Annotated in this window: 31 protein-coding genes and 1 tRNA gene; 6 read left to right on the forward strand and 26 right to left on the reverse strand. The window is 64.3% G+C overall.

Translation table 11 applies throughout. From position 1 onward, the window contains the following. Positions 1-391: 391 nt before the first annotated feature. From BLR51_RS25345 to cueR, 4 genes are all read right to left on the reverse strand, one after another. A complete protein-coding gene (locus BLR51_RS25345) occupies positions 392-760 on the reverse strand; it encodes a hypothetical protein (RefSeq protein ID WP_089852200.1) in 369 nt (122 codons plus the stop codon). Between the two features lie 473 nt (positions 761-1,233). Beyond that, complete coding sequence (locus BLR51_RS25350; RefSeq protein ID WP_089852202.1) at positions 1,234-2,346, reverse strand: zinc-binding dehydrogenase; 1,113 nt, start codon at positions 2,344-2,346, stop codon at positions 1,234-1,236. A gap of 530 nt (positions 2,347-2,876) precedes the next feature. Then, positions 2,877-3,134, reverse strand: coding sequence for a hypothetical protein (locus BLR51_RS27530; RefSeq protein WP_131821889.1), 258 nt, complete (start codon positions 3,132-3,134; stop codon positions 2,877-2,879). 690 nt (positions 3,135-3,824) lie between these two features. Then, the gene (gene cueR, locus BLR51_RS25355; protein ID WP_089852204.1) at positions 3,825-4,283 is read right to left on the reverse strand and encodes a Cu(I)-responsive transcriptional regulator; all 459 of its coding nucleotides are present in this window, start codon (positions 4,281-4,283) and stop codon (positions 3,825-3,827) included. A gap of 151 nt (positions 4,284-4,434) precedes the next feature. Between cueR and copM the strand changes: the two genes are divergently transcribed. Beyond that, positions 4,435-4,830, forward strand: a complete 396-nt coding sequence (gene copM / locus BLR51_RS25360; protein ID WP_207543700.1) for a CopM family metallochaperone — start codon at positions 4,435-4,437, stop codon at positions 4,828-4,830. A 313-nt stretch (positions 4,831-5,143) separates the two neighbouring features. Further along, on the forward strand, positions 5,144-5,881 hold the full coding sequence (locus BLR51_RS25365; RefSeq protein WP_110506223.1) for a PRC-barrel domain-containing protein: 738 nt from the start codon (positions 5,144-5,146) through the stop codon (positions 5,879-5,881). 86 nt (positions 5,882-5,967) lie between these two features. On the opposite strand, the gene BLR51_RS25370 is transcribed toward BLR51_RS25365, so the two are convergent. From BLR51_RS25370 to BLR51_RS25390, 6 genes are all read right to left on the reverse strand, one after another. Next, entirely contained in the window at positions 5,968-6,162 is a 195-nt protein-coding gene (locus tag BLR51_RS25370; RefSeq protein ID WP_089852210.1) for a hypothetical protein, read from the reverse strand. 138 nt (positions 6,163-6,300) lie between these two features. After that, a complete protein-coding gene (locus BLR51_RS25375) occupies positions 6,301-7,218 on the reverse strand; it encodes a sulfotransferase (protein WP_089852211.1) in 918 nt (305 codons plus the stop codon). Positions 7,219-7,595: 377 nt separating this feature from the next. Next, entirely contained in the window at positions 7,596-8,156 is a 561-nt protein-coding gene (locus BLR51_RS25380) for a DUF421 domain-containing protein (protein ID WP_089852213.1), read from the reverse strand. A 77-nt stretch (positions 8,157-8,233) separates the two neighbouring features. Then, the gene (locus BLR51_RS28065) at positions 8,234-8,818 is read right to left on the reverse strand and encodes a response regulator (protein ID WP_207543699.1); all 585 of its coding nucleotides are present in this window, start codon (positions 8,816-8,818) and stop codon (positions 8,234-8,236) included. A gap of 138 nt (positions 8,819-8,956) precedes the next feature. Next, on the reverse strand, positions 8,957-9,115 hold the full coding sequence (locus tag BLR51_RS27885) for a hypothetical protein (RefSeq protein WP_165616937.1): 159 nt from the start codon (positions 9,113-9,115) through the stop codon (positions 8,957-8,959). A gap of 122 nt (positions 9,116-9,237) precedes the next feature. Further along, positions 9,238-12,339, reverse strand: a complete 3,102-nt coding sequence (locus BLR51_RS25390; RefSeq protein ID WP_089852215.1) for a CheR family methyltransferase — start codon at positions 12,337-12,339, stop codon at positions 9,238-9,240. A 221-nt stretch (positions 12,340-12,560) separates the two neighbouring features. On the opposite strand from BLR51_RS25390, the gene BLR51_RS25395 reads away from it, so the two are divergent. Further along, positions 12,561-12,636, forward strand: a tRNA-Val gene (locus tag BLR51_RS25395). A gap of 74 nt (positions 12,637-12,710) precedes the next feature. Here BLR51_RS25395 and BLR51_RS25400 read toward each other — a convergent pair. From BLR51_RS25400 to BLR51_RS25465, 15 genes are all read right to left on the reverse strand, one after another. Next, positions 12,711-13,487, reverse strand: coding sequence for a tyrosine-type recombinase/integrase (locus tag BLR51_RS25400; RefSeq protein ID WP_375342701.1), 777 nt, complete (start codon positions 13,485-13,487; stop codon positions 12,711-12,713). A 107-nt stretch (positions 13,488-13,594) separates the two neighbouring features. Next, positions 13,595-13,879 carry an excisionase family DNA-binding protein gene (locus BLR51_RS28605; RefSeq protein ID WP_089852220.1) on the reverse strand — a complete coding sequence of 95 codons (285 nt, stop codon included), beginning with the start codon at positions 13,877-13,879 and terminating at the stop codon, positions 13,595-13,597. 4 nt (positions 13,880-13,883) lie between these two features. Next, the gene (locus tag BLR51_RS25410) at positions 13,884-14,234 is read right to left on the reverse strand and encodes a DUF4326 domain-containing protein (RefSeq protein ID WP_089852222.1); all 351 of its coding nucleotides are present in this window, start codon (positions 14,232-14,234) and stop codon (positions 13,884-13,886) included. Then, on the reverse strand, positions 14,231-14,470 hold the full coding sequence (locus BLR51_RS25415) for a hypothetical protein (RefSeq protein WP_089852224.1): 240 nt from the start codon (positions 14,468-14,470) through the stop codon (positions 14,231-14,233). The genes BLR51_RS25410 and BLR51_RS25415 overlap by 4 nt, the downstream gene beginning before the upstream one ends. Next, on the reverse strand, positions 14,467-14,877 hold the full coding sequence (locus BLR51_RS25420) for a hypothetical protein (RefSeq protein WP_089852226.1): 411 nt from the start codon (positions 14,875-14,877) through the stop codon (positions 14,467-14,469). Before BLR51_RS25420 ends, BLR51_RS25415 begins: the two co-directional genes overlap by 4 nt. Positions 14,878-15,061: 184 nt before the next feature. Continuing rightward, positions 15,062-15,298 carry a helix-turn-helix domain-containing protein gene (locus tag BLR51_RS25425; protein WP_089852228.1) on the reverse strand — a complete coding sequence of 79 codons (237 nt, stop codon included), beginning with the start codon at positions 15,296-15,298 and terminating at the stop codon, positions 15,062-15,064. Positions 15,299-15,661: 363 nt separating this feature from the next. Then, complete coding sequence (locus tag BLR51_RS25430) at positions 15,662-15,985, reverse strand: hypothetical protein (RefSeq protein WP_089852229.1); 324 nt, start codon at positions 15,983-15,985, stop codon at positions 15,662-15,664. 17 nt (positions 15,986-16,002) lie between these two features. Continuing rightward, positions 16,003-16,143, reverse strand: a complete 141-nt coding sequence (locus BLR51_RS27890) for a hypothetical protein (protein WP_165616938.1) — start codon at positions 16,141-16,143, stop codon at positions 16,003-16,005. Further along, positions 16,140-16,892: a DNA-methyltransferase gene (locus BLR51_RS25435; protein WP_089852231.1), complete on the reverse strand. Its 753-nt coding sequence runs from the start codon at positions 16,890-16,892 to the stop codon at positions 16,140-16,142. The genes BLR51_RS27890 and BLR51_RS25435 overlap by 4 nt, the downstream gene beginning before the upstream one ends. A 394-nt stretch (positions 16,893-17,286) precedes the next feature. Beyond that, positions 17,287-17,649: a hypothetical protein gene (locus tag BLR51_RS25440; RefSeq protein WP_089852233.1), complete on the reverse strand. Its 363-nt coding sequence runs from the start codon at positions 17,647-17,649 to the stop codon at positions 17,287-17,289. Beyond that, the gene (locus BLR51_RS25445) at positions 17,649-17,834 is read right to left on the reverse strand and encodes a hypothetical protein (protein WP_089852234.1); all 186 of its coding nucleotides are present in this window, start codon (positions 17,832-17,834) and stop codon (positions 17,649-17,651) included. Before BLR51_RS25445 ends, BLR51_RS25440 begins: the two co-directional genes overlap by 1 nt. After that, a complete protein-coding gene (locus BLR51_RS25450; protein ID WP_089852236.1) occupies positions 17,831-18,667 on the reverse strand; it encodes a ParB/Srx family N-terminal domain-containing protein in 837 nt (278 codons plus the stop codon). The genes BLR51_RS25445 and BLR51_RS25450 overlap by 4 nt, the downstream gene beginning before the upstream one ends. Before the next feature lie 18 nt (positions 18,668-18,685). Next, the gene (locus tag BLR51_RS25455; protein WP_089852238.1) at positions 18,686-18,877 is read right to left on the reverse strand and encodes a hypothetical protein; all 192 of its coding nucleotides are present in this window, start codon (positions 18,875-18,877) and stop codon (positions 18,686-18,688) included. Then, positions 18,874-19,272 (reverse strand): hypothetical protein, encoded by a 399-nt coding sequence (locus BLR51_RS25460; protein WP_165616939.1) that lies wholly within the window; start codon positions 19,270-19,272, stop codon positions 18,874-18,876. Before BLR51_RS25460 ends, BLR51_RS25455 begins: the two co-directional genes overlap by 4 nt. Before the next feature lie 38 nt (positions 19,273-19,310). Next, a complete protein-coding gene (locus tag BLR51_RS25465) occupies positions 19,311-19,577 on the reverse strand; it encodes a hypothetical protein (RefSeq protein ID WP_089852242.1) in 267 nt (88 codons plus the stop codon). 193 nt (positions 19,578-19,770) lie between these two features. Between BLR51_RS25465 and BLR51_RS25470 the strand changes: the two genes are divergently transcribed. The 3 genes from BLR51_RS25470 (at position 19,771) to BLR51_RS25480 (ending at position 21,438) form a co-directional block, all read left to right on the forward strand. Next, positions 19,771-19,983, forward strand: a complete 213-nt coding sequence (locus tag BLR51_RS25470) for a hypothetical protein (protein WP_165616940.1) — start codon at positions 19,771-19,773, stop codon at positions 19,981-19,983. After that, positions 19,971-20,288: a hypothetical protein gene (locus BLR51_RS25475; protein ID WP_089852246.1), complete on the forward strand. Its 318-nt coding sequence runs from the start codon at positions 19,971-19,973 to the stop codon at positions 20,286-20,288. Before BLR51_RS25470 ends, BLR51_RS25475 begins: the two co-directional genes overlap by 13 nt. Before the next feature lie 466 nt (positions 20,289-20,754). Next, positions 20,755-21,438, forward strand: coding sequence for a hypothetical protein (locus BLR51_RS25480; protein WP_242656850.1), 684 nt, complete (start codon positions 20,755-20,757; stop codon positions 21,436-21,438). Positions 21,439-21,586: 148 nt separating this feature from the next. Here the strand turns inward: BLR51_RS25480 and BLR51_RS25485 are convergent. Beyond that, a partial coding sequence (locus BLR51_RS25485) for a transposase (protein ID WP_165616927.1) occupies positions 21,587-21,935 on the reverse strand: 349 nt, incomplete at its 5' end.

Here is a 21,935-nt window from a genome sequence, read left to right on the forward strand (position 1 = left end):
CTCGCGAACAAGATGGCGCGCATCGTTTGGGCCTTGATGGCCCGTGGCGGCGTCTACAGAGCTCCGGTCGCGGCGGCATAAGTCGTTCGCGTTCGGGGAACGTCGGAGCGTTAGAGGGCAAGGAGCGGTATGGCGCAATCGTCGTGAGACGGGATCGGGGCATCCAGGGTGCAACAGAGTGCCACCGAGCACGCGGCTTTGATCTGGACCTGATCCTCGACCACCATACGGGCCCGCGGCATCCAAGGTCGCATCATAAGGCCGGATACATGTCAGCACCTGATGACGCGCCAGACGAAGCTCCGAAAAACCCTCTTGCGCATGGGGCGGTTATACATGTTGCGGGATTGTGTGCAACGGGTTCAGGCTGTCAAGCGGCAGCGTGGATCTATCAGTCGCGATCTTTCCCGGCCTTCACCAGTTGCATGATTCCCATCACCAGCCAGCAGCTCAGCGTCACGATCAGGATGCCGAAGCAGGCGGCGAGCCAGTGGCTCAGGGCGCCGCGCCACTGGACGGCGGGCTGCAGTGCCTCCATCAGCCCGGCGAAAACGGCGGCCAAGGGCCAGAGCGCGTGCAGCCAGCCCGGGCGCAGCAGGGCGGCGGGCAGCATCAGCAGGCCATAGGCCAGCACATGGTCAAGCAGCGCGACCAGCCGGGTGCCGCTGTGAAAGCCCCATTGCGGGGTCAGCTCCAGAACGACGATCGCCACCATCAGCAGCGCCGTCAGGAAAGCGGTCAGGAGAGGGGCGCGGGGCATTGCGCCTCCTGTGGCCATGTCGGTTACTAGGCGGCGTGCAGGGCGCGCCCGCCCTGCCTCCGTTCTGGCACGAGGCGGCACCCGCAGGCGGGGGTCAAGCCCGCAGCGTAAAACTTCCATGACAACCCCGCCTTTGCGCGAGGGTTATCTTGTGAGGAGAGGAACATCCGCCTGCTGGAGCCGACGCTGGCGCTTGGTTACGCGCCGGGCCTGCCAAACGGTCTTTGGCGCCCGAAGGCCCGCGCCGGGCGTCAGATGCTGCGCGCGGCGCGGCAGGGACGCCTGTGCTGCAGAACGGTCAGGCGCTGCCAGGCCTGCCGAGCCGCCACCCTCGCCATTGCGGTGCTGTTCTAGGATGGCGGCACCTTCGACTTGTCGTGCCGGGCGCATCAAGCTGCGCCCGGTGTGATGGAAGAAAGGCAGGCGTTTGCCCGGTGGCCTGAACAGGGCCCCGCCGCCTTTGCCTCAGAGGATCACGACCAAGGCGTGACGAGGTATTTCTCGCCCGTCTTCATGCCGCGATAGTCGGTCACGGCCTCCTTGGTCAGCATTTCATCCAGATTGACGCGCGTCTTGTAGGGGCTGGCGAAGGTGGTGGTGAGATTGTCACGCACGCGCTTGCGCATACGGTCGACCGTTTCGCGTCCTGCGGATTGAAGGAAGGGAAACAGCAGCCATCCCGACAGGGTCCAGCCAAAGCCGTAACTTGGCGTCAGGATCGTGGGGCCCGTGTCCAGACGCCCATAGATGAACATGCGTTTCGGCTGGTTCGAGCCATAGCGCGAATATTCGGTCATTCTGCTGACCGCGACCTGTTCCATGGCCTTGAAGGCCGTGTCGACCGACTGGCCGCCGCCAATCGGATCAAAGCCGTAAAAGGCGCCGGTGTCTTCGATGGCAGAGCACAGCTGCTGCATGAAACCGTCTTCCGAAGAATTGACGACATGCGTGGATCCCAGCCCTGCGAGCAGGTCGGCCTGGCTGGTCTTCCGCACGATATTGACCAGACCGATGCCATCTTCCTTGCAGATGCGGGTCAGCATCTGGCCCAGATTGGAGGCCCCGACCGTGTGCAGCATCGCGTCCTGCCTGTCGGCTCTGGCCGTCTCGACAAAGCCGAGGGCAGTCATGGGATTGACGAAGGCGCTTGCGCCATCCTCGGCTGTGTGATCGCCCAAGGCGAGGCACATGGACGCATCGGCGATGCAGTACTGGCTGTAGGCATTGCCCGGAACACAGGAGACGCGTTGCCCGACCAGCGCCTTGGCCGCGTCACTGTCGCCCGCCGCGATCACCGTGCCCGCGCCTTCGTTCCCGGCGGGCAGCTTGAGGCCGTGGCGGGCTTTCGAGCCTGCATTGAATGGCTCGGGCACGGTCGCGACGAACTTGCCCGGGGTGTAGCTCGCGTTTTCCAGATCGGCGGCGCCGACCAGAATGGCCAGATCCGAGGGGTTGATCGGCGCCGCTTCCATTTTCACGAGCACCTGATTTCCGGTCGGGTCGGGAAAAGTCACGTCCTCGATCGCGACGGTCAGGGTGCCGTCCGCGTCCAGAGTCGTGAACAGTTGCTTGCCGGTGGTTGCCATTGCGGAATCTCCACGTTCCAGTTTCGCGATGCAAGACGACCGGACTGGCCGCCGGAATGACCCGGAGCCCAGCCTTGGCCCGACTTGCTGTCGCGCTGTCAGATAGCGCTGGCGCTGGCCAAGACGAACGGAAAGCGCCAGCGCCAGCGGCCTTTATTGGTTCGCTCGCGCGGTGCCCCGATGTCATCGCGCAGGGGCCCGGGCGCAGGCAGCTGATCCGCCCGGAATGCCCCTTCAGTCGTTTCATCTTGTGGCCTGAGACCCCGTTGGGGTCAGCCGATGGAGAGGGCGCGTCGCATAAAACAGCGCCTGTCCTCTCCCCGGGAGGAGGCCTGAGCCTGGACGCGATCCCAAAGATCAGCCCCCACAGCGCGAGTAGACCGCGCCGTGCCCGATGCCCTATCCCGCTGGCGCCACCCGTCAGCATGAGACAGGCGGCAGATTTCAGAACCCGCCGGTCGAAGGTCGGGGAGAAAAGCACCTCGCCTTGGCGGTCCATGGCGAGGCGCTGGGGGCCGCATTGTCACGGGTCAGCTGTCTGCAAAGATGGGCCAGACGCGGGCAAGGACCACGTCAAACTGCTCGCCATGCTTTTGCTTCAAAGCCGTATAAGAGGGTGCCGCCTGTGCGGCGGCAGCACTTTGCTGGGCGGAAAGATAAAACCAGGCGGCCTTTTCGACCTCCGAGGCCATATCAGCGGGAATGGCGCGTGGACGTGCGGGGCGCTGTTGTTTTGCGGGTGCGCGTCCGTGACGGGATCTTGCGCGGCAGTCTTCGTATGCGGCCATCCACGGCTTCCTTGGTCTGGCGTCTTCTGAAGGGTGATTTAATTAGACATGCGTCAGCAGTGCCAAAACCAAGACGCCAACTGTTGCGCTCAATGCGCCAAGGATCCAGATCCAGCGACGGTTATAAAGCGGCGTCGGCTGATAGCAGGACCCGCAATAGGCCGAGCCAAATCTGAGCTGGTGTTCGCAGTAATGACAGCTGAAATAGCGTTTTGTGCCATCAGATGTGTGAATGCGATCGCCGTTTCGTTCCAGCAACTTAAAACTCCAGTGCCTGAGCCGGATGGCTTGTATTTCTAGGTCGGAGAAAAGGCATGACTGCAGAAAATCCAGCGAGTGGAACACTCGGAACGGCCCAAACTCTTTTGTGATTTGGAAAACCTTACTGACCATTCTAACAGGACTTGGCCACTCTGCGCCGGTCCTGTCGGGATACCGGAAAAACACAGTCCCGGTTGGTCTGTTAGCCGTTGTATAAGCAGGGCTTTGGCAAAACAAGAAAAAGTTATCTACCCTTATGAGGAACGACATATCCATAAGGATAGGTCGGCCTCCGCACAGCCGTGCGGGCGGTTCAGAATGTAACTATTCTTGGAATCTTTCGCCGTGCGGGTTTTCAAGTTTTAAGCTGTTTTTTAGATGACTCTTGTCCGCAGCAATTCTGTCAGCCGCAGAATCCTGCGGTGACATTCATGACCCGCCCCTGTCCTTGAACCCCCCGCTTCTGCTTGGCCGGGCCGGGCTGTCTTCACCAGAGGCTTCCGCCGTTTCCAATCGCTGGAGGATCGGGCAGCTGGGGCGTTCGTTGCCAGCGCAGGCATTGGCCAGATCCTCCAGCGTATCGGCCATGTCCTGCATGCGTTCGATCTTGTCGCGCAGATCCCGGACCCGGGCCTGTGCCAGCGCTTTTACATCGGCGCTGCGCCTGTCCTTGTTGCGCCACAGGTCGAGCAGGCCGGTGATCTCGCGAATCGAAAAGCCCAGATCTCGGGCGCGGGCGATGAAGCGCAGCATGTGCACCTCGCTGGTCCCATAGCTGCGATAGCCGGACGCGGTCCGGGCGGCGGGCGGGATCAGGCCGATCTGTTCGTAATAGCGGATCATCTTGGCCGATACGCCCGAGCGGGTCGCGGCATCTCCGATGTTCATGGCAGGGCTCCATCTTGCAGACAGCCGGGATCTGGGGCTTCCCATCATGGGAAGGTCAAGAGCCCGATCATAGATCCGTGGTGCCGTTGACCTTACAACACTGGGAAGGACTATCTCTGTCAGACTGCAATAGAGGAGCGTAATCGCCATGATGAGATTTGTCCCCGTTCTGCTGGCCGGCCTTGCCGTCGCGGTGCCGAGCTTTGCCCAAGAGGCGGCAGACCATTCCGGCCATGGGGGCATGGCGCAGACGGATCATGCGACCCATGGCGACAGCGCCATGTCGGATGACGGCCCGTCGACCACCGCCTATCGCGCCGCCATGGCGCAGATGCATACCGACATGGATGTGGCCTATAGCGGCGATGCCGATATCGACTTCATGCGCGGCATGATCCCGCATCATCAGGGCGCGATCGACATGGCGCGCATCGTGCTGGAGCATGGCACCGATCCGGAGGTCCGGGCGCTGGCCGAGGAGGTCATCGCCGCTCAGGAAGCCGAGATCGCGATGATGCGGGCGTGGCTCGCCGAGCGGGAAGAGTAGGGCAGGATTTGCGACGGGATCCCGGGTCACCAAAGCTGCGTGATCCGGGATGCCATCGGTTCGGCGGGAAATACTGTCCGTCCTGCGCCTGACGCCAACGGTCTGGCCGGTCCCGCCACCTTCAGCCAAAAGAGTTAACGCCGGGCATGAAGCCGGAGTTCCGGTGGCGCGGCGGGCGTGCAAAAACAGGCGCTTATCTGCCGCAGCGGCGGGTCGGGATCGGCAAAGATCGGCCCTTCTGGCACGGGATCGCTGGGCGGCCCTGTCCTCTGCCGGAAAGACCCTAGGTGGGTTTGGCAGGAGGACCGAAACCATGAAAAAGTATCTTTACATCACCGCCATCACGCTGCCCTTTGCCGCCGGTTCGGCTTGGGCACAGGACACCACCACCCCGCCCGCCGATCCGGCGCCGACGGAGCAGATGGACAGCGAAAGCCCTGACAGCGCGACGGGCATGTCCACCGATCAGGCTCCGGCAGAGGACATGACGGAAGACATGGAGGCCGAAGGCGAGATGGACGCCGAGGGCGACATGGACACCGAGGGCACCGACATGACCGGGGACGCCCCGGCCACCGGCGATATGGCCAGCGATGCCCCCGCAGACGCCGTGCCGTCGGAAGGCGGCGCGGAGAATGCGGATGCGGTCGTGTCGCAGCAGGACAGCGCCGAGATGCTGGGCGACTGGCTGCTGAGCACCGGCGTGACCTCGCCCGAGGGTGAGACCATCGGCAGCATCAAGGATTTCATCATCACCGAGGAGGGCCAGATCACCGGCGTCATCCTTGGGGTGGGCGGCTTCCTTGGCATTGGCGAAAAGGACATCGCGGTCGATTACAGCCAGCTGGACATCCAGTATGACGGCGACGCGATCGAGCTTGCGATGACCCGGGAACAGGCGGAAGAAGCGCCTGAATACCAGTATCGCGAAAAGGAAACGCCGCCTTCGGCGCAGCCCGCCGGGGAGGCCATGGGCACGGGCGGCACGGGCTCCGGAATGGGCACTGGCACCGGCACCGGCATGACCGGCGGCGCCCCCGCGACCGAGTGACCGGCCCGACCGGCTGAGGATATCACGCTCCCTGACGCGCCCGGCGAGGATCCCCTCTGCCGGGCGCGTTCATGTCTGTCATGGCCTCAGGACGCTATCGCCCGCAGCACCGCATCGGTGCCGGGCAGGACAAAGCTTCCGTCCTGCTGCGCCACAACGGCGCGGCCATTGCCCAGAACGTAACGCGGCCGGGTTCCGTCGCCCTGTTCGATCACCGTGATACGTTCGCCATTCGTCGCGCAGCATTCCACCACGCGGGTCGTGATCCAGACGTCCTGCATTGCGCTCTCCTTGTGTCGTGCCTCACTGCTCGACCGGTCGCAGGGCTGCCTGAAGCAAGGGTAGCAGAGAAGATCGAGTCGCCCCAGCGGTGCCTGCATCGGTCGGCGGGGCAGGCGGCTTGGCGCGCAGGATGGCGCCTAGCGCTGGCTCTGGCGCTGGTTGGCGGCATAGGCGGCGCCCCCGGCGATCCGGACGAGCGTGATCTCCAGCGGGGAGAGGATGCCGGACCAGCCCCGGTCGGACTGGATGTCGGAGCTGGTGGACCTGCGCATCCGGTTGCCGCCCAGCATATGCAGCGGGCGGCTGCCCCAGTCCGCCACCTGCCGGGGGTCGGGGTCAAGTCCGAGCCTGTCCATGATCCGCGCGATCAGCGGACCGGGCGTGGCGCAGAGATCCTCATGCGCCAGCGTGACGGCGGCGGTGGCGCGGCGCGTCTCTGCCCGGCAGGCGCGGCTGCGCGAGATGTATTTGGCAAGCTCGCCATAGACCGACCGCTCTTTCCGCTTGGCCGATGCGGCCTGCGCCAGCGGGGATTTGAAGATATGCACGGGCACCACCTCGATCCCGGCCAGCGGGCGCAGCAGCTGCGACCATTCCGGATCGCGGGAGGCATCGACAATCACCGCAGCACCGCTGGCGGCGGCGATGGCGGCGATCAGCTGGCCTGCGGCCTGCCGCGCCGGGACAGCGGCGGTGCGGCGCCCCGACAGGGCAGTGGCGAGCTCCGCCGGATCCAGCGCGTCCTTGCGGAGATGGTCGAGCACCGGCAGCCAGAACGCGCAGCTGTCCGGATCGCCGCCGCAGGAGCAGCGCTTCCTGTGCTGCACGAAGCTGGCGAAGTTCTTGAGCCCGCCGATGGCGACCGCATCGGGATGTGTGCCCAGCATCCGCGCCAGCAGCGTCGTGCCGCTATGCTCAAGCCCAAGGATGGGGGCGACACGGGTCCTGAGCGCGGGCTGGCGGGCGGCGACGGGCGATCCGAGCGACGCGGGCACGCACGCGCTTTGGTCTGCCTGTCCGGTCGACAGGGGCGCCGTGGGGGTATGGAGGGTCATCGTCATCCTGCGCGCTGAACGGCGTCCGGCCTGAGGATGGGTCGGGCAGCGGCACCTTATGCGCCGGCGGTTCGCCGTCAAGCTGATCCGCGTCAGCCGGGTGGCAATGCCAGCGCGGGGCCGGGATCCGGATGGGCGGCAGCGACAATCCTATCCGAAGGGATAGGCGTCCCCTCCCTTTGGGCACTCGTTTCGGCTGCGCCTCGTGTCTAGCACTCTCCTAAGGATTGCTGAACGAAGACTCACCACCGGGCCTGCCGATGACCGTCGTAGTCGTGAAACTGATCTGTCTTGCGCTCGTCTTCGCGGCGGCGGAGGGGCTGCGCTGTCATTATGTCCGTCTGGACGGAGACGGCAGCGCCTGACGGGCTTGCCGCTCAGCCCGCCTTGGGGGCTGGGTCTGTGGCAGAGGGCGGATCAAAATCCGTGGTGGGCAGGGGCGTGACGCGCTGGCCGTCCTGTTCCAGAATGACCGAAAACGAGCCGTCCGACTCCAGAATGACCGAAGCCACCGCATCGCGGTTCTGGCTGCCATGGGTGCGGATCACGGAATCAAGCTCGCTGCGGGTGACCCGCGCCTGCCGCAGCGCGGCGGGCAGCGGTGTGCCCCGGCGCATCAGCAGGCTGGGTTCCGACCGGACCAGCTGGGCGAACCCCTTCGAGCGGACAGAGAGGAAGGCCACCGCGTATTGCAGCCCGATCAGCAGGCCAAGCGCCACCAGACCTTCGGCCAGAGCGATGCTTTCGTTCAGCAGGATCGCCGACAGGGTGGAGCCCAAGGCCACCGTCACCACCAGATCAAAGGCGTTGAGCTTGGCCAGCGTGCGTTTGCCGGAGGCGCGCAGCGCCGCGACCAGCGCGGCATAGGCCAGCGTGCCCACGATCACCGTGCGCAGCAGTCCGCTCCAGTCCTGATAGATCATCTCGCTCCAGTCCATGCGGTGCCTTTCCTACCGGGGCCTGTCCACGGGGCAGGAACAGGCGCGGCGGGGCAAGGTTCCCGTGCGGGCCGGGCTCAGTTCATCAGGCTGCTGCCGCTTTCCTTGAGGATGAGCCGCATCCGCCGCAGCAGCCAGTCGGCCCGGCAGTCGCGCGGGCCCAGATCATGCCCGGCCTGCACATGCTGGATGGCATCGACCAGCAGCCGTTCCACCAGCCGGTCGGCCACGGCCTGTTCGCCATAGATCAGCCGCGCCGCCAGCCGCAGCTTGGGCAGCAGCACCTCGATGTCGGGCTCGCGGTCGGAGGGAAAGGCGGTCAGCGTGACGATGGCGGCATCGGTCAGGGTCTGCACCGGCTTGCGGATCAGCGGCACATGCCAGAACCGCTGCGGCATCGGTGTCTCGCCGGTGGCGCCGGAATAGAAGATGAAGGGCACGCCGCGATCCAGCAGCAGATCGGCGAGCGGGAACACCTGATGGTCGCCCAGATCAATGTCCAGAACCGCCGCATCGGCCTGTGGCGCCAGCCGCAGACCTTTTTCAAGCGTGGTGGCAGGGCCCAGAACACTGGCACCCGTCCCACTTACGAATCGTCCGATATCCAGAGCCTGCAGATAGTCGTCTTCGACGACGAGGACACGTCGGGACAGGGGGGGCATCATGATCCTTCACGCTTGCCCGACCCTGCGCCGCAGGGCGGGCAGGTGTCGGGCGGAACCCATCTTATGTGGTCCAACGCGTTTTCGGGTGTCTGGTTCCCGAAAAATGCCCTGAAATGAGGGAAAAATCCGGCCTGTCTACTCGCTGCGCCGGGCCAGCAGATCCTGCAGGTTGCGGGCCAGCGCCTGCAGCCGCTCGGGCGGTTCTTCTTTCTGGATCGCATTCAGCAATTGCGACAGCGGCAGCTCTAAATCCCGCTGGTCGTCCTCGCGAATGGGTCTCTGGTCCTGAGCCATGGGTCACTCTTCTGATTGTCGCGCCAGAGGGAGGTACCCCAAGCGTGTAGTCCGGTGTAGCAGGTTTTTTGTGCCGCTTCACGTCCTGCCGCAGCAAAGCCTGCCCGCTGTTGCGCCAACGCTTACACGCGCAGCGGAAACCGCAGCTTTATCTGCAGCCCTTCGGGGGCGAAGGTGGTGTCGATCTCGCCATCCATCTGCGCGGTGACCTGACCGTCGATCAGCTTGAAGCCGAATCCGTTTTCCACGGGGGGCCGCACCTGCGGGCCGCCGCTTTCCTGCCAGTGCAGCAGCACCTGCTGCGCCTCCTGCCGCCACATGATCTGCACCAGACCGGCGTCATTGGACAGCGCACCATATTTGGCAGCGTTGGTGGCCAGTTCGTGCAGCACCATCCCCAGCGCCAGCGCGTCGCGCGGCGGCAGCCGCAGATCCGGGCCTTCGGTTCTGATGCGCTCGCGGCCAAACACATCGGCCTCGGTCTGGACAAGATCGCGCAGCGCCACGGCAGACCAGTGCGACTGCGCCAGAAGCGCATAGGCCCGCGCCATGCCATGCAGCCGCGCGATCAGCTTGTCGGCAAATTCCTCGGGCGAGGGCGCCATCTTGCGGGTGTTGTTCACCACGCTGATCACCACCGACAGCATGTTCTTGACCCGGTGGTTGAGTTCGGAAATCAGCACCTGCTGCTGAAGCTCGGCGCGGGCCAGCGTGGTGATGTCGAGGATCGTCACCACGACCCCCTCCGCCTCGTCGGCATGGGTGCGGTAGGGGATGAGCCGCAGCAGGAAATGCCGGTCCTCGGCATCGGGGGGCAGGCGCTGTTCCAGCGGCTGGCCGGTATCGCAGACCTGCCGGACCAGTGCCTGCAGATCCGGATGATCCAGCGGGCCGGAAAGATCGGTCAGCGGACGGCCCAGATCGCTGTCGCGCAGCCTGAACACCTTGGAGGCGGCGGGGGTGAAGCTGCGGATCACAAGGTTGCCGTCCAGAAACACCGTGGCGATTTCGGTGGCGGCATAAAGATTGCGCAGATCGGTATGGGTGCGGTCCAGATCCTCGATGCTGCTGGCCAGCTCACTGTTGATCGTCGACAGCTCTTCGTTGAGCGACTGCATCTCCTCCTTGGAGGCTTCAAGTTCCTCGTTGGTGGACTGCGCCTCCTGATTGACCGAGATGAGTTCTTCGTTGGAGGATTTCAGCTCCTCCAGCGCGGTCTCGTATTCCTCGACGGTGGATTGCAGCCGTTCGCGCAGATCGCGCACTTCCTGCTCCAGCGCCGCCTCCTGATCCGATCCGCCGCTGCCAGTGCCGGGGCGGGCCTGCACCGGCTGTCGCGTGGCCGAGGGCAGGAACAGCACCAGATACAGCGCCTCGCCCTGACCGGGGCCGTCCAGCGGTTCGACCTTCAGCGTGATGACGCGACCGGTTTCGCCATCCGCGTCGGGCAGCAGCACCTGCCGGTCGACAGGGGCCGCGGTTTCCATGGCGCGGCGCAGCAGGGCACGCAGTTCGGCGCGCAGTTCGCGCCGCGCCAGTTCGAACAGCTGCCGGTTGGGCGCGCCGCGCGGCATCTGTAGATAGCTGCCCGTGCCGTTGGAGAAATACAGGATCTCGCCACTATGGGTGGTGACCACATGCGCGGGCACATGGCGGTCCAGCACCTGCGCCTCCACCCGCTGGCGCAGGTTCTGGCGCAGCGGCACGCCGGGCCTGCGGTCGGCCAGCGCCGGGCGCGGCGCATTGGGCTGTTCCAGCGTCATGGGCAGGCGCCGGGGCAGGGGCCCATGGTCGCGGCTCTGGAAGATGCGGTGCGTCTTGTCCACCGGCGCGAACAGGTCGCTGTGGCGGCTGACGCTTTCCGACGTGCCCAGAAACAGGTAGCCGCCCGGTTTCAGCGCGTAGTGAAAGGTGGGGATCACCTGATTTTGCAGCACCGGCCCCAGATAGATCAGCAGGTTGCGGCAGGAGACCAGATCCATGCGCGAAAATGGCGGATCGGAAATGACGTTATGCGGCGAGAAGATGCACAGGTCGCGCACCTCCTTGCAGATGGTATAGCTGCTGCCCTGCTTGGTGAAAAAGGCGCGGCGCAGCGCGTCGTCCATATCCGTCAGCAGCGGTTCGGGATATTGCCCGGCACGGGCCACGGCCAGCGCATCCTCGTCGATGTCCGTGGCAAAGATCTGCACCCGCGGCGGGCCCTCCAGCCCGGCCATGTGGTCGCGCATCAGGATGCCCAGCGAATAGACCTCCTCGCCGGTGGCACAGCCCGGCACCCAAAGCCGGATCGTCTCCTCGGCGCCGCGTCCTTCGAACAGTTTGGGGATCACCTGCGTGCGCAGCACCGCAAAGGCATCGGGATCGCGGAAGAAATTGGTGACGTTGATCAGCAGGTCGCGGAACAGCGACATGACCTCGGCGGGATCCTCGCGCAGCTGCGCGATATAGTCATCCACCGCCTGAAGCTGCAGCACCTTCATCCGCCGCCCGACCCGCCGCATGAAGGTGCGGGGCTTGTAGCCGGAAAAATCATGGCCGGAATGGCTGTGCAGCAGGGTGGAGATGGTGGCCTGCACCCGCTCCGCCTCGGCGCCCTGCAGATGCTCGGCATCGCCTTCGGCCAGCACGTCGAGCAGGTTGATGCCATCCCGGATCTGCAGCAGCCGCTCCGGCATCCGGTGGGCGGGTTCGGCAAAGTCGATCAGGCCGCTTGCGATCACGCTGTCCGGGTCCGGCTTGCCGCCGGGGATGGTGGCATCCTCCGGCAGCTGCGCCATGGTGATGCCGCCATGTTCCTTCACCACCTTGGCGCCCAGCAGGCCATCCACGGTGCGGTCCGACAGCACGACCGCCACGGCATTTTCGCCCTGATCGCGGCCCAGCGAGGACAGGAACGTGTCGATCGGCTTGCGGTCGCGCCCGTTGGGAAGATCACGACGCAGCTGCAGGCGGCCCTGCCGAAGCGCCGCCACCGCGCCTTCGGGCAGGACATAGACCGTTTCGGCGCGCAGCCTCAGCCCGTCCTCGGCCAGACGCACCGGCAGGCGGGTGGCCCGCCCCAGCAGCTCGGCCAGCGGGCCCTGCTGGTCGGCCCCCGCCGGGGTCACCACCACAAAGGCCATGCCCTGCGCGTCCCGCAGCGCGCCAAAAAACCCTTCCAGGGCCGAAATCCCGGCAGCAGTGGCGCCAATGCCCACGACGAGAGGAGTGTTGGAGGTCATCCGGCGATCCTTCCAGCAGGCAGGACAAGGTTCAAGCCCAGTTGCACCGCATCCCAAGGGCGCTGTCCACGGCTTATGAGGTCTGCAGCGGCAGGCGGCAAGGTCGCGCCAACCCGTGGTGAGGCGAGGGTGTTCCTATCCCTATGGATAGGATCAAATCCGAGCGGATAGTTTCAAAACCGTTGAACCCCGCCGTCAGGAGAGCTACACCGCAGCCCATCGGGTGATTAGCTCAGTTGGTAGAGCGCTTCGTTTACACCGAAGATGTCGGGAGTTCGAGTCTCTCATCACCCACCAGCTAACTACAAGTGATTTAAGCATTTATTCTTTATTTTGTGCAACGTTGCGAAGTGCGTCGAAGTTCTGTGAACTCACAAGATCCTTTTCAGGCTCCCGAAGTCAAGAATATCGACCGCATCCTGCATGTGCTGGGGTAGGTATCTCGCATACGTCGAAAAGGTCACGGTTGTGTTCGAATGGCCCAACACCTGGCTTACTTTCTCCAGCGGCACCCCCTCCGAAAGCATTGTTACCGCCGCAGTATGACGCAGGTCATGGATCCGGACATGGCCGATTCCGGCCCTTGCTGCCGCCGCCTTGAAGCCGGTTCGGATCGAGCCAACGGGCTTTCCTGCATATTCGATGACGTGATCTGACAGCGCCGCCTCATGCGCTGCAAGCAGCGCCGGACGCGTAGTCCGGTTCATCGGCAGGAAGGCCCGGCCCTTGCGCGTGGTGGCATCGTCCAGCCGCAGGTTGATGGTGCCCGCGTCGAAATCGACCCGATCCCATGTCAGATCCAGCACCGCCCCCAGTCGTGCCGCCGTGCCCAGTAGCAAGGCCACCGCCAGCCGCACATGCGGCTCCACCGCACCATCGATCAGCGCTCGCGCTTCGCCCCGGTTCAGGATGCGTTTGTCGGTCTGAGGCTTCGATGGGCGCCAAACCTTGGGTGCCCGCTCGATCGCGCGGATATCTTCGGCGAAGCGCATGGTCGATTGCAGGTGCCCGAGCTCAGTCCAGACGCTGCCTTGGCTAATTCCCGCGGCCATCCGGTTCCGTGCATATTCCTCGCATAGCTCCTTGCTGACCTGGTCCGGCGTATATGAGCCGAAGTGCTTCAGAACCGCTTTGCCGGTGTAGCGCATGGTGGTGGCAGTGGGCTTGTCGCCCAGATCGTTGCGATAGGCTTCCCAAAGCTGAGCCACCGTCGCGCCGACAGGTGCACTGGCAAGCGTCACTTGCCGGTAGACCCTCAGTCCTTCAGCTGCCGCCTCCGCTCTGGTGCGTGCCGCAAGACCATGACGGGTTCGTTTTCCTGTCTGGGGGTCGCGCCAATAGACGCAGAACCCGCCTCGCAGGCGTCCGATGCTGATTTCTGGCATTCGTGTTCCTCCACTGCCTCAAACGGAATGCGGATCATGCGACCGACTCGGAAGCCGCGTAAATCCCCGCGCTTGACCATCTGGCGGATGGTCTCCGCTGAACACTGCCAGCGTTGGGCCAGCATTTCGGGCGTCATGGGGCGCTGCTGGGCCATGATGTCAGTTCTCCTTGTTCGCAATTCGCAACAGCACGTCTGCGTGGCAGGGCCCCGGCGGACACCAGCACGCGAGGTCGTGCCCGCGCAGTTCGTGCAGGCTGCGCCGGATCACCACCAGCTTCGCGGCCATGCCGGCGCGTGTCTGCCCCTGCGGAATCCCCCAGTCCTCGCCGCGCAGCCATTCAGCGAATGCATCAGCAGCATCGCGGCGGCCGTCGCTATATCCGGCCTCAGCGGCGGCACGGAAATCGAAGGGGTTTCCCCACTTCGTTGGCCGCGCCACGATCACCGCATCGGGGTTCTCCGCGCGCCACGGGCGGGCTCTGCTCATCTGGATGCGGCGCGGGGTCATGCAATCCACTCCCGGTCGCGCTCCCGCGCCCGTCGCCGCGCGGATGCAACCCACAGGAAAACAGGGTGGCAGATGGCGAGGATGACAAGCGCGACTGCGACCCCAAGACCGGGGTCCAAACCGAGAAGGGCGAATAGAACTGCGCCGCCGACCGGCGCGCACATAAGCAGAGCGCAGAAGGCCAAGAAGGGCAGGTTGCGGCGGATGTCCTGCAGCATGATGCGGAGGACGATCATGCGTCACCTCCCTCTGCCTGATCGTCCAACCGATAGACCGTCTGCCCCTTGATGCGGTCATGGGTCACGCGGATCCCGGTAGCCCTGATCTGCGCCAGCGCGCTAGACCACATGCCGCGGCGGATTTCGGCGCGGTCGCATAGTTCAGCCCGGGTGCCGAGACCATCCCGCATGGCGTCGAGGATTTTGGCCTGCGCCGATCCGACGCGCAGGCCGTCTGCCGTCATGGGAGGAGGCGCGGGCGGGGATGGCGGCAGAACGCGACGATGACCCTCTGCTGCTGCCATGGCGCTCCAGCGGGTTGCGAACTCGTCCTCCTCCAGCTTTTTGCCGGTGGGCGGTGTCGCAGGCTGGACGCGCCGCAGAAGGGGCTGCGCGCTGGTGTGGGTGCGGCGTGTCTGGATCATGCGTCACCACCTTCCTGCGCGCCGTGCTGGCGTAGAGAAGTGGCCGGGTCGGACACTGCGGCCACCGTCGCTGCGATCACAATCGCCACGGGTAGGGCCACACCGTGTCGCAGCAGATGAGCGACAGCGCGGCGCTGGCTGCGCGGGACGGCCTTCCGGAATGCTGCGGTGGGCGCGCAGGTGGTTATTTCTGACCTTGTTCCTGCGACTCCGTCCCTTCCAAGGGGTCTAGAAGAATGCGTGCGTCGACTCCGAAATGTGCACAGATGCGACGGAGCTGCGCTTCGCGCGGCCACGTGTTCTCGTTCAGATACCGGCTGAGCTGCGTCCTGTTGATGTTCATTGCGATCGCCGCTTGGCTGATATTTCCGCCGTGATGCACCTCGATCAAATGCTTCAAATTCTGCTCGAAGGTGGTCATTCCGGGTCTCCTTGTTCGGCTGACGAGGTGAGGGCGCGCAGAGCGTCTCGTGACCCTGATTTCCCATCTTCAGCGGCAACTTAACATCTGTGATCATCGGTCCTGCGGTGAGTGGCGGCATCTTGCCGGAGATCGCCTCGCGCAAGCGGGAGTTCTCAGCTTCGAGGGCAGTTACGCGCTCGCGCCAATAGCGGTCCGCACTGTCGTAGATATCGCCGTCGATGTAGCGATGATCCGCATGTTCCGGGATCTGCGAGGGATATGCCCTGATGCAGGGATCATGCTCATCAAGCTCAGTTGCCCAGATCTCGCGCGGCCAAGAGGTGTCAGGCTCGACCGCCTTGGGGCTGGTGTCAGGGGTGTTCATGTGTCGCTCCGGGGCAGGTGGATCGAACTGGGCAGGCGCGAGCGGAAATGCTCGATCAGTTCATTCTCGGATGGCCCGATGACGCAGCCGCCATAAGCGTTGCCGATCGCCATGCCGATTAAGGCCGACTTATGGGTCGCCAAGAACCCATAGGGAGGCACATCATCGATCTCATTCGGGTGGCCGTTGATCTTGACGGTCCATTCGTCTGTCTCTCCAGTCCAAGGACCAGGAAGCCTGTTGATTTTGTCCGCGCCTTGGGCAACTGCCCATTCGGAGATGGTGGCAAAGAGCAGGCTGATCTGTGGTTCATCAGCCATCGCGCATTCCTTCGTGATTAAATGAATTGGCTCGCCACCCAGCGCACCGCCGCCGGGGTTCCGTAGCCGATGATCCAGACCCACAGCGCGAGGCCGCCGATCAGGCAGATCAGGCGCAGCCAGAGGGGCCAGCCGGTGGGCGGGGGGTGGTGGGTCATGTCCAGACCCCCGCATCGATCGAGGAAGACAGAAGGTCGCCGCGCAAGCGCTCTTGGGCCGCGCGGAAATGATCGGGGTTCTTCTCGATCGATATTGCCGATCGCCCGAGGCGGGCCGCGACAATGGCCGTGGTTCCGGATCCTCCAAATGGATCCAGCACCACGCCACCCGGCGGGCAGCAGTTGACGATCAGCGGCTCTATGATCGCCTCGGGCTTCTGCGCCTTGTGGATCGCCGCGCCGTGCTGCGACCGGGCATAGATCACGCTGCGCATGATGCGCGGCCCGCCCTCTTCGGATTCGAACGTGCTGGCGCCTGTCTTGCCAAGGTGCGCAGGCGAAAGGGTCCGGGTGACCGTGCGCTTGCGGGCGTCCATGGTGACCACCCGGCCCTTGTAGACCGCAGACCATTCGCCGCGGTAGAACTGCGCGGCCTGCTCATGCACACGGCGGAAGCGGTCGGTGCGCATGCTGCTGCCGTTGTGCTTCTCCCAGATGATGTCCTGCGCGAGGCGCCAATCCGCAAACTCGTCACGGCGATCGAGGAACATGCGCAGGGTGCCGAAAACCCACATGGACCCGCCCGGCTTCAAGATGCGCGCCACTGCGCCGGGCCAGCCGTCCACCCATCTGTCCCATTCCAGCGATGTCTGCTGGTAGGGCGGATCGGTGACGATCGCGTCGACACAGGCGTCGGGCAGGGTGGCGATGACATCAAGGCAGTCGCCAAGGCGCATGTCGATGGTCATGTTGACACCTCAACTCCGCTCTGCGGTCCCATCGGGAGGATTCTCACCCTTGCTAGTTGAGCAAGTAGTTTTTCTTCACATAGCTGTAGGATTCTTCTGGCTCGAATCAGCCAACAGAAGCAGTGTCGCCTGCATTGATGGAGAGACCTTTTGTCGCAGCGGTACTGTTGATCTGTTGTTTGGTATGAGTAGCTCCTTTGCACAGTTCGCTCGACTTGATATTTTTGTGTGCGTGCAACGGCCCCGGTTTGAGCGCATGTGCCCTCAACCGGGGTTTTTTGTTGACATGGTGTCGAAACTCTAAAGCCAGTCGTGCTGCTCGCGGTGAACGACAGGGCGCGAAAGTTGTTCTGTTTCACGGCACGAGAACTTCGAACCTGTCCATCGATGCTGGTCATAGGAACCCCCGCGCGAAAGCCTTGATGCTCTCGATCTGAGCAGCCGTGACGCAATGGCCGGAGCCGAGCTTCTGCGCCGCGTCCAAAAGCTCGGCGGCGGCGTATCGCGTGGCCTCCTGCTGGGTCGCGGCGAACTTGCCCCACTTCGGCCCTACCTTGTAACCGCCGCCGCATGTGCCGGTTGCCCACATCCAGCGGCCATCCTCGTGCTGGTGCAGTTCGATCTCGGCCAGCGCCCACGCCAAGCGCGGATGCGGCAGGCGCAGCACGATGTCCGGTTCGCCCTGGATCACCGGGCCGTTCGGATCGACCGGCTCAAGGCGCGGCCGCTGCGGGGCGAAGAGGTCAAGCTGGTGCATCACAGCGCCTCCTTCTCCAGTTCCCGCGTGGCCCGACGCAGGTTGCGCACCTGCCGGTCAGCCTCGGCCGCGATTGCGACATAGACCAGCTGCAGGCGGGGAACGCGGGAGGTCCGCGCCTTGTGCCGCGCGCCATCGCGCAGGTCACTGAAGCTGTCGATCTTCTCCATGATGGTGCGGTTCATCCCAACCTCTCCCGCAGGCCCTTGTTGACCTTCTGCAGCAGCAGCTCCGTGCCGCGCCCCTGCGTCTGCCCGCCTGTCAGCTTCACCAGCTGGGCGGCTTCCTCTTTGAGGGTGTCGAAATCGGTTTCCTCGAGGATCGTGGCGAGCCGGTCGAGGTCGCGCCCGGCGGCGATCATCTTGGCCACCACCGGCACCGTGACGCCGATCGCGAAGGCCGTCAGAAGGTTCTTCTGGTGAGGCTGTGCGTCGATCATCATTTCCAGCGCGGTGAAGACGATGCCCTGTTCATGGCGGTTCAGCATCTTCTCCAGCAGCGACACGGCCCGTGTCTCGCGCGGGCCAATGGACGCGCCAGCAGGGACATCGGTGGAAATGTTCAGCTGATCCAGCATCTGCTGGACCGCCTTGGCGGTGGCATCGCCCGAGGCGACGCGCGCCCGGAAGCTGTCGATCGAGGCGACGCTGGTCCGCACCGTGTTGATCGCCACGAAATCCGACGCCTGACCGGCCTGCGTGTTGCGGGTGATGACCGCCGGAACGATCGTGATGCGCAGAGCCCGCGCCGCAACCATGCGGTGCTGTCCGTCGACCACATACAGCCGCCCGTCATCGCCTTCGGACAGGGTGAGCGCGCCAAAGCGTGACCAGTCGAATTCGCTGATGATCTTCGTGATGCGAAACATGCCGCCCCGGCTGATCCGACGCTGATAGGCCTGATCGATCACGATGTCTTCCAGAGGGACAAACCGCAGGTCGAGCCCGTCCTCTGCCTTCGGCACCGTCGGCAAGGATTTGACCTTGCCTCGGGCGGTGTCAGCCATGTCTTCCTGCATGGTGCCCTCCTTGGGGGTTCAGTTGCTGGGTGGCGGATGGATCAGCTTGCCGATCCGCCGCAGATGGCGCTCCAGTTCGGACAGCCGCTCGGCGTCGGGCTTTGCTTTCCGCACCCGCTCGTAGAACTGGAACGTGGCGCGTTCGACGGCGCGGCGGCGCTTGCTCACGCTGGTGAGGATGGGCGCGGTGCGATACAGCGGGCTGTTCATGGCTGGCACTCCAGCACAGCGCGCAGATCGCGGGCCTGCGCCGCCTCTGCGGGTTCGTCGGTCTGATCCTCGATCACCACGCAGGCGGTGAGGACATCGCCGGGCGCATGGTGAGCGGCATCCGCCAGCGTGGCCCGGGCCTCGCGCAGGGTCGGGACGGCGGTTTCGTGAGTGGTGGCTGCCGTCCTGCTGCCCTTGCCTGCCGTCTGCGCGAGGTAATTCCCGACGCACTCGGTCATCGTTGACCCGGTCACGCGGATGCCGCCGACAATGAGCTCGTGATAGTATGGGGTAGCTGGCGCCTCCTCCGGCACCAACCACAAGCCGCCCGTCGCCTCGAACAGTGCGCGCATGGCCTCGGTCTGTTGGTCCGCCGGGATGGAGACCAGCGCCATGGCGATCTCCGCGTGAAGATCGATATCCTCGGGGCCCGTCATTTGAAGTGGCCTTGCGGTATCGGGAACCGGATATTCTCCACCTGGTTAACGCGCTGGCCCGACAGTCCGCCCGGGGACAGCATCGCGCCGCCCGGCGTGCTCATGTCGAAGGTCGAAAACACGGCGTCAAATTCTGATGGGCGGCGGCCATCGGGAAGGCGGACCGTCACGAACTGGGCGACGGCCCCCTGATACTCGACGCCGTTGCGTTGCAGCAGAATCGTGCTCCCACGCAGGTAGGCGTGAAGCTTCTGCGCGGTCACGCCTGCCTCGTAATCCGACTCGCACAGGACAAGCGCGCTTTATCGCGCCGACAGTGACCCGATCGGGACGTTCCTTGGCGATGCCTGCGTTGTCACCGGCGACCCCGATGATTTCCTGCTGGCGCGGGAACTGATCCAAGGTTTCAACCTGTGGCTCGACATGCGTGGCGAGGGCATGTGGGGCGATCGCACCGTGTCGCTGAAGTTCAAGCATCTGGCGGACCGTTATCGAGACAGCCGGTCGGGCAAGACATACAGCCCCGGCAAGCGTGATGCGACGGGATACCGGGGGCTGAAGTTTCTCGCTGACTTCCGGCGATCCTTCGATAATGCGCCGCGCGATGCCAAGGGACGCCCCGTGGCGTCCAAGGTCGGAGGAGAAGGGGGCACGATGTGGCAACCCTGAACCCCGGCGCGTGGAAGCGCGTGACGCCCAGCCTTGGCCTGACCCGTGCCGAGCTTGACGCCTTTGTCGATCAGGCGCGGGAGGATGGGTTCATCCCGAAAGAGCAAACCTTCCTCAGCAAGCAGGGCTGCATCAACGCTCTGAGGCTGGCGCGCGAGGCGGCCTATGCCGCCCATCATGCGGCGGAAGCGGCGCGGCGGCGCCCGGTGTCGCAGCCGCGCCGCAACGGTGCGCTGTGCGAGATCCCTGCGGCCGAGGTGAATGCCTGGCTGGCCTCGCTGCCGCCCGAAAGGCTCGATCCATGAGCCCGCGGGGTGCATCCCGGCCCGTCACGGCGCCCCGCACCCCGCACCCCCACACATTCCTTCGGAAATCTGACCGGTCCGACCGGCTTGAAGCGCGGATGCCACGGCCCGACGCCCTGACATGGGGTCCGGGGGAAACTGCGCCTGTTCAATGGCTTGCGCGGCATCGACGGCCCGAACGGCCCGAACGGCCCGAGATGCGGGGCCACACATGCGCGCGCGGAAATAGGGGGTCCGGGGGAGATGACCAGCCTCATGCGTTAGTTGGCATTTCACGCCGTTCGGGCCGTTCAGGCCGTGATCCACCCGGCATCTTCATTCATTCCAATGGCTTACCTTATGTGGTGTCTCCCGTCTTTCGGGCCGTCCTCTTTGCCTTTCAAGCCGGTCAAGCCGTCCTCTTAACAATCGAAAATCAACATCCTGTCTCTGAACAGAAAAGCAGGGCTAAATATTGAGTGGGATCATGATGAACAGGGCAGAAAACAGAACGAAACCCGCCATGCTGCGCCCCGGGCGCGGCGCCAAGCGCCCGGTCAGCATCTGGGAACTGCTGGTCTGGGCCTTTCAGGTGGAACGGGTGAAGCTGGATTTTGATGGGCAGAACCTTTCCCGCATGGCCGGGGAGCGTCGGGGGGTCGGCATGGAATATATCCTGATGCAGCGGCGCAATCTTGGCTGTGCGGTGGATGGCGGCGGCACATCGGACTCGCATCCCGATGCGGATATGGTTGCCGATGCCGTCGCGGCGCTGCCCGAGTGGTGCGGCGGCACACGGATGGCGCTGTCCATCGCCGAGGCCGCCCGCGCCGGGATCATGCCGGACTGGGGCTCGGTCGAGGCGCCGCGCTGCCAGCCGATGGCGTGGAAAAACCATTGGCGCGGGCCTTTTGCGGAAAAGACCCTGTGGACCGGGCAGGGGCGCTGGCCCGCAAATCAGCTAGGCCGCGATGATGGCTATGTCTGTCTTGTCACCTATTCCGGCACCGCCGCTCATGTCGCCGGGATGCGCCGGGCCTGGCTGGCCTGGTGGGGGGCGCTGCTGGAACTGCGCGTCACCTTCCAGACCATGGGTCTGACCGCTTTTTCCGTGTCCAATGACATGCCGCCGCAAGCGCCGTGGAAAGAAAACCCGTTGACACGGATGTAGGATTGTTGACATCTAGCCAGTGAAACGTTGTGCGCCCGGAGAGGAGACCCCTCTGCCGGGCGTTTTCATGTCAGGGGCATGAGGCACAGAAAGCTTGATGAAAGGTTAATTCCGGGTGAAGCTCACAGAGCCAGTCGGAAAGCTTAGGTCATGTTGACAAAAGGCGCAGCCAAAGTCGGATGGAGGTGATGTCGATGAAGCCCAAGAAGCTCTCAGCGGTTTTGTCGTAGCGTGTGGCGACACGGCGTGCGTTTTTCAACTTGTTGAAGCACCGCTCGACAAGGTTGCGCAAGGAATAGAGAGAATGATCCACACCCACGCGCATCCTGCGTGATTTGCGCATGGGAATTTGGGTGAGCACCTCCCGCGCCTCCATCTTTTTCCGAATGCGGTCAGCATCATAGCCTCTGTCAGCCAGCAGGACGCTCGGCTCTGGCAGGTTGTTGACCATGACCAGGTCGAACCCCAGGTAATCGGATGTCTGCCCCGGAGTGATT

This window comes from Salipiger marinus (assembly GCF_900100085.1).
GTDB classification, from domain to species: domain Bacteria; phylum Pseudomonadota; class Alphaproteobacteria; order Rhodobacterales; family Rhodobacteraceae; genus Salipiger; species Salipiger marinus.

Coding starts and splice junctions, on each gene's coding strand:
- BLR51_RS27530 (WP_131821889.1), bottom strand. CDS start 3,134: ATGGCCGCATACGAAGACTGCCGCGCAAGATCCCGTCACGGACGCGCA.
- BLR51_RS25450 (WP_089852236.1), bottom strand. CDS start 18,667: ATGCAGGAAGACATGGCTGACACCGCCCGAGGCAAGGTCAAATCCTTG.
- BLR51_RS25410 (WP_089852222.1), bottom strand. CDS start 14,234: ATGACCCCGCGCCGCATCCAGATGAGCAGAGCCCGCCCGTGGCGCGCG.
- BLR51_RS25445 (WP_089852234.1), bottom strand. CDS start 17,834: ATGAACCGCACCATCATGGAGAAGATCGACAGCTTCAGTGACCTGCGC.
- BLR51_RS25345 (WP_089852200.1), bottom strand. CDS start 760: ATGCCCCGCGCCCCTCTCCTGACCGCTTTCCTGACGGCGCTGCTGATG.
- BLR51_RS28065 (WP_207543699.1), bottom strand. CDS start 8,818: ATGCCCCCCCTGTCCCGACGTGTCCTCGTCGTCGAAGACGACTATCTG.
- BLR51_RS25425 (WP_089852228.1), bottom strand. CDS start 15,298: ATGACCACCTTCGAGCAGAATTTGAAGCATTTGATCGAGGTGCATCAC.
- BLR51_RS28605 (WP_089852220.1), bottom strand. CDS start 13,879: ATGGCCCAGCAGCGCCCCATGACGCCCGAAATGCTGGCCCAACGCTGG.
- BLR51_RS25350 (WP_089852202.1), bottom strand. CDS start 2,346: ATGGCAACCACCGGCAAGCAACTGTTCACGACTCTGGACGCGGACGGC.
- BLR51_RS27885 (WP_165616937.1), bottom strand. CDS start 9,115: ATGGCTCAGGACCAGAGACCCATTCGCGAGGACGACCAGCGGGATTTA.
- BLR51_RS25375 (WP_089852211.1), bottom strand. CDS start 7,218: ATGACCCTCCATACCCCCACGGCGCCCCTGTCGACCGGACAGGCAGAC.
- BLR51_RS25400 (WP_375342701.1), bottom strand. CDS start 13,487: ATGCGCTACACCGGCAAAGCGGTTCTGAAGCACTTCGGCTCATATACG.
- cueR (WP_089852204.1), bottom strand. CDS start 4,283: ATGAACATCGGAGATGCCGCGACCCGCTCGGGCGTATCGGCCAAGATG.
- BLR51_RS25455 (WP_089852238.1), bottom strand. CDS start 18,877: ATGAACAGCCCGCTGTATCGCACCGCGCCCATCCTCACCAGCGTGAGC.
- BLR51_RS25370 (WP_089852210.1), bottom strand. CDS start 6,162: ATGCAGGACGTCTGGATCACGACCCGCGTGGTGGAATGCTGCGCGACG.
- BLR51_RS25440 (WP_089852233.1), bottom strand. CDS start 17,649: ATGCACCAGCTTGACCTCTTCGCCCCGCAGCGGCCGCGCCTTGAGCCG.
- BLR51_RS25390 (WP_089852215.1), bottom strand. CDS start 12,339: ATGACCTCCAACACTCCTCTCGTCGTGGGCATTGGCGCCACTGCTGCC.
- BLR51_RS25460 (WP_165616939.1), bottom strand. CDS start 19,272: ATGGCGCTGGTCTCCATCCCGGCGGACCAACAGACCGAGGCCATGCGC.
- BLR51_RS25380 (WP_089852213.1), bottom strand. CDS start 8,156: ATGGACTGGAGCGAGATGATCTATCAGGACTGGAGCGGACTGCTGCGC.
- BLR51_RS25480 (WP_242656850.1), top strand. CDS start 20,755: ATGATGAACAGGGCAGAAAACAGAACGAAACCCGCCATGCTGCGCCCC.
- BLR51_RS27890 (WP_165616938.1), bottom strand. CDS start 16,143: ATGACCCACCACCCCCCGCCCACCGGCTGGCCCCTCTGGCTGCGCCTG.
- copM (WP_207543700.1), top strand. CDS start 4,435: ATGAGATTTGTCCCCGTTCTGCTGGCCGGCCTTGCCGTCGCGGTGCCG.
- BLR51_RS25415 (WP_089852224.1), bottom strand. CDS start 14,470: ATGATCGTCCTCCGCATCATGCTGCAGGACATCCGCCGCAACCTGCCC.
- BLR51_RS25365 (WP_110506223.1), top strand. CDS start 5,144: ATGAAAAAGTATCTTTACATCACCGCCATCACGCTGCCCTTTGCCGCC.
- BLR51_RS25430 (WP_089852229.1), bottom strand. CDS start 15,985: ATGGCTGATGAACCACAGATCAGCCTGCTCTTTGCCACCATCTCCGAA.
- BLR51_RS25420 (WP_089852226.1), bottom strand. CDS start 14,877: ATGATCCAGACACGCCGCACCCACACCAGCGCGCAGCCCCTTCTGCGG.
- BLR51_RS25435 (WP_089852231.1), bottom strand. CDS start 16,892: ATGACCATCGACATGCGCCTTGGCGACTGCCTTGATGTCATCGCCACC.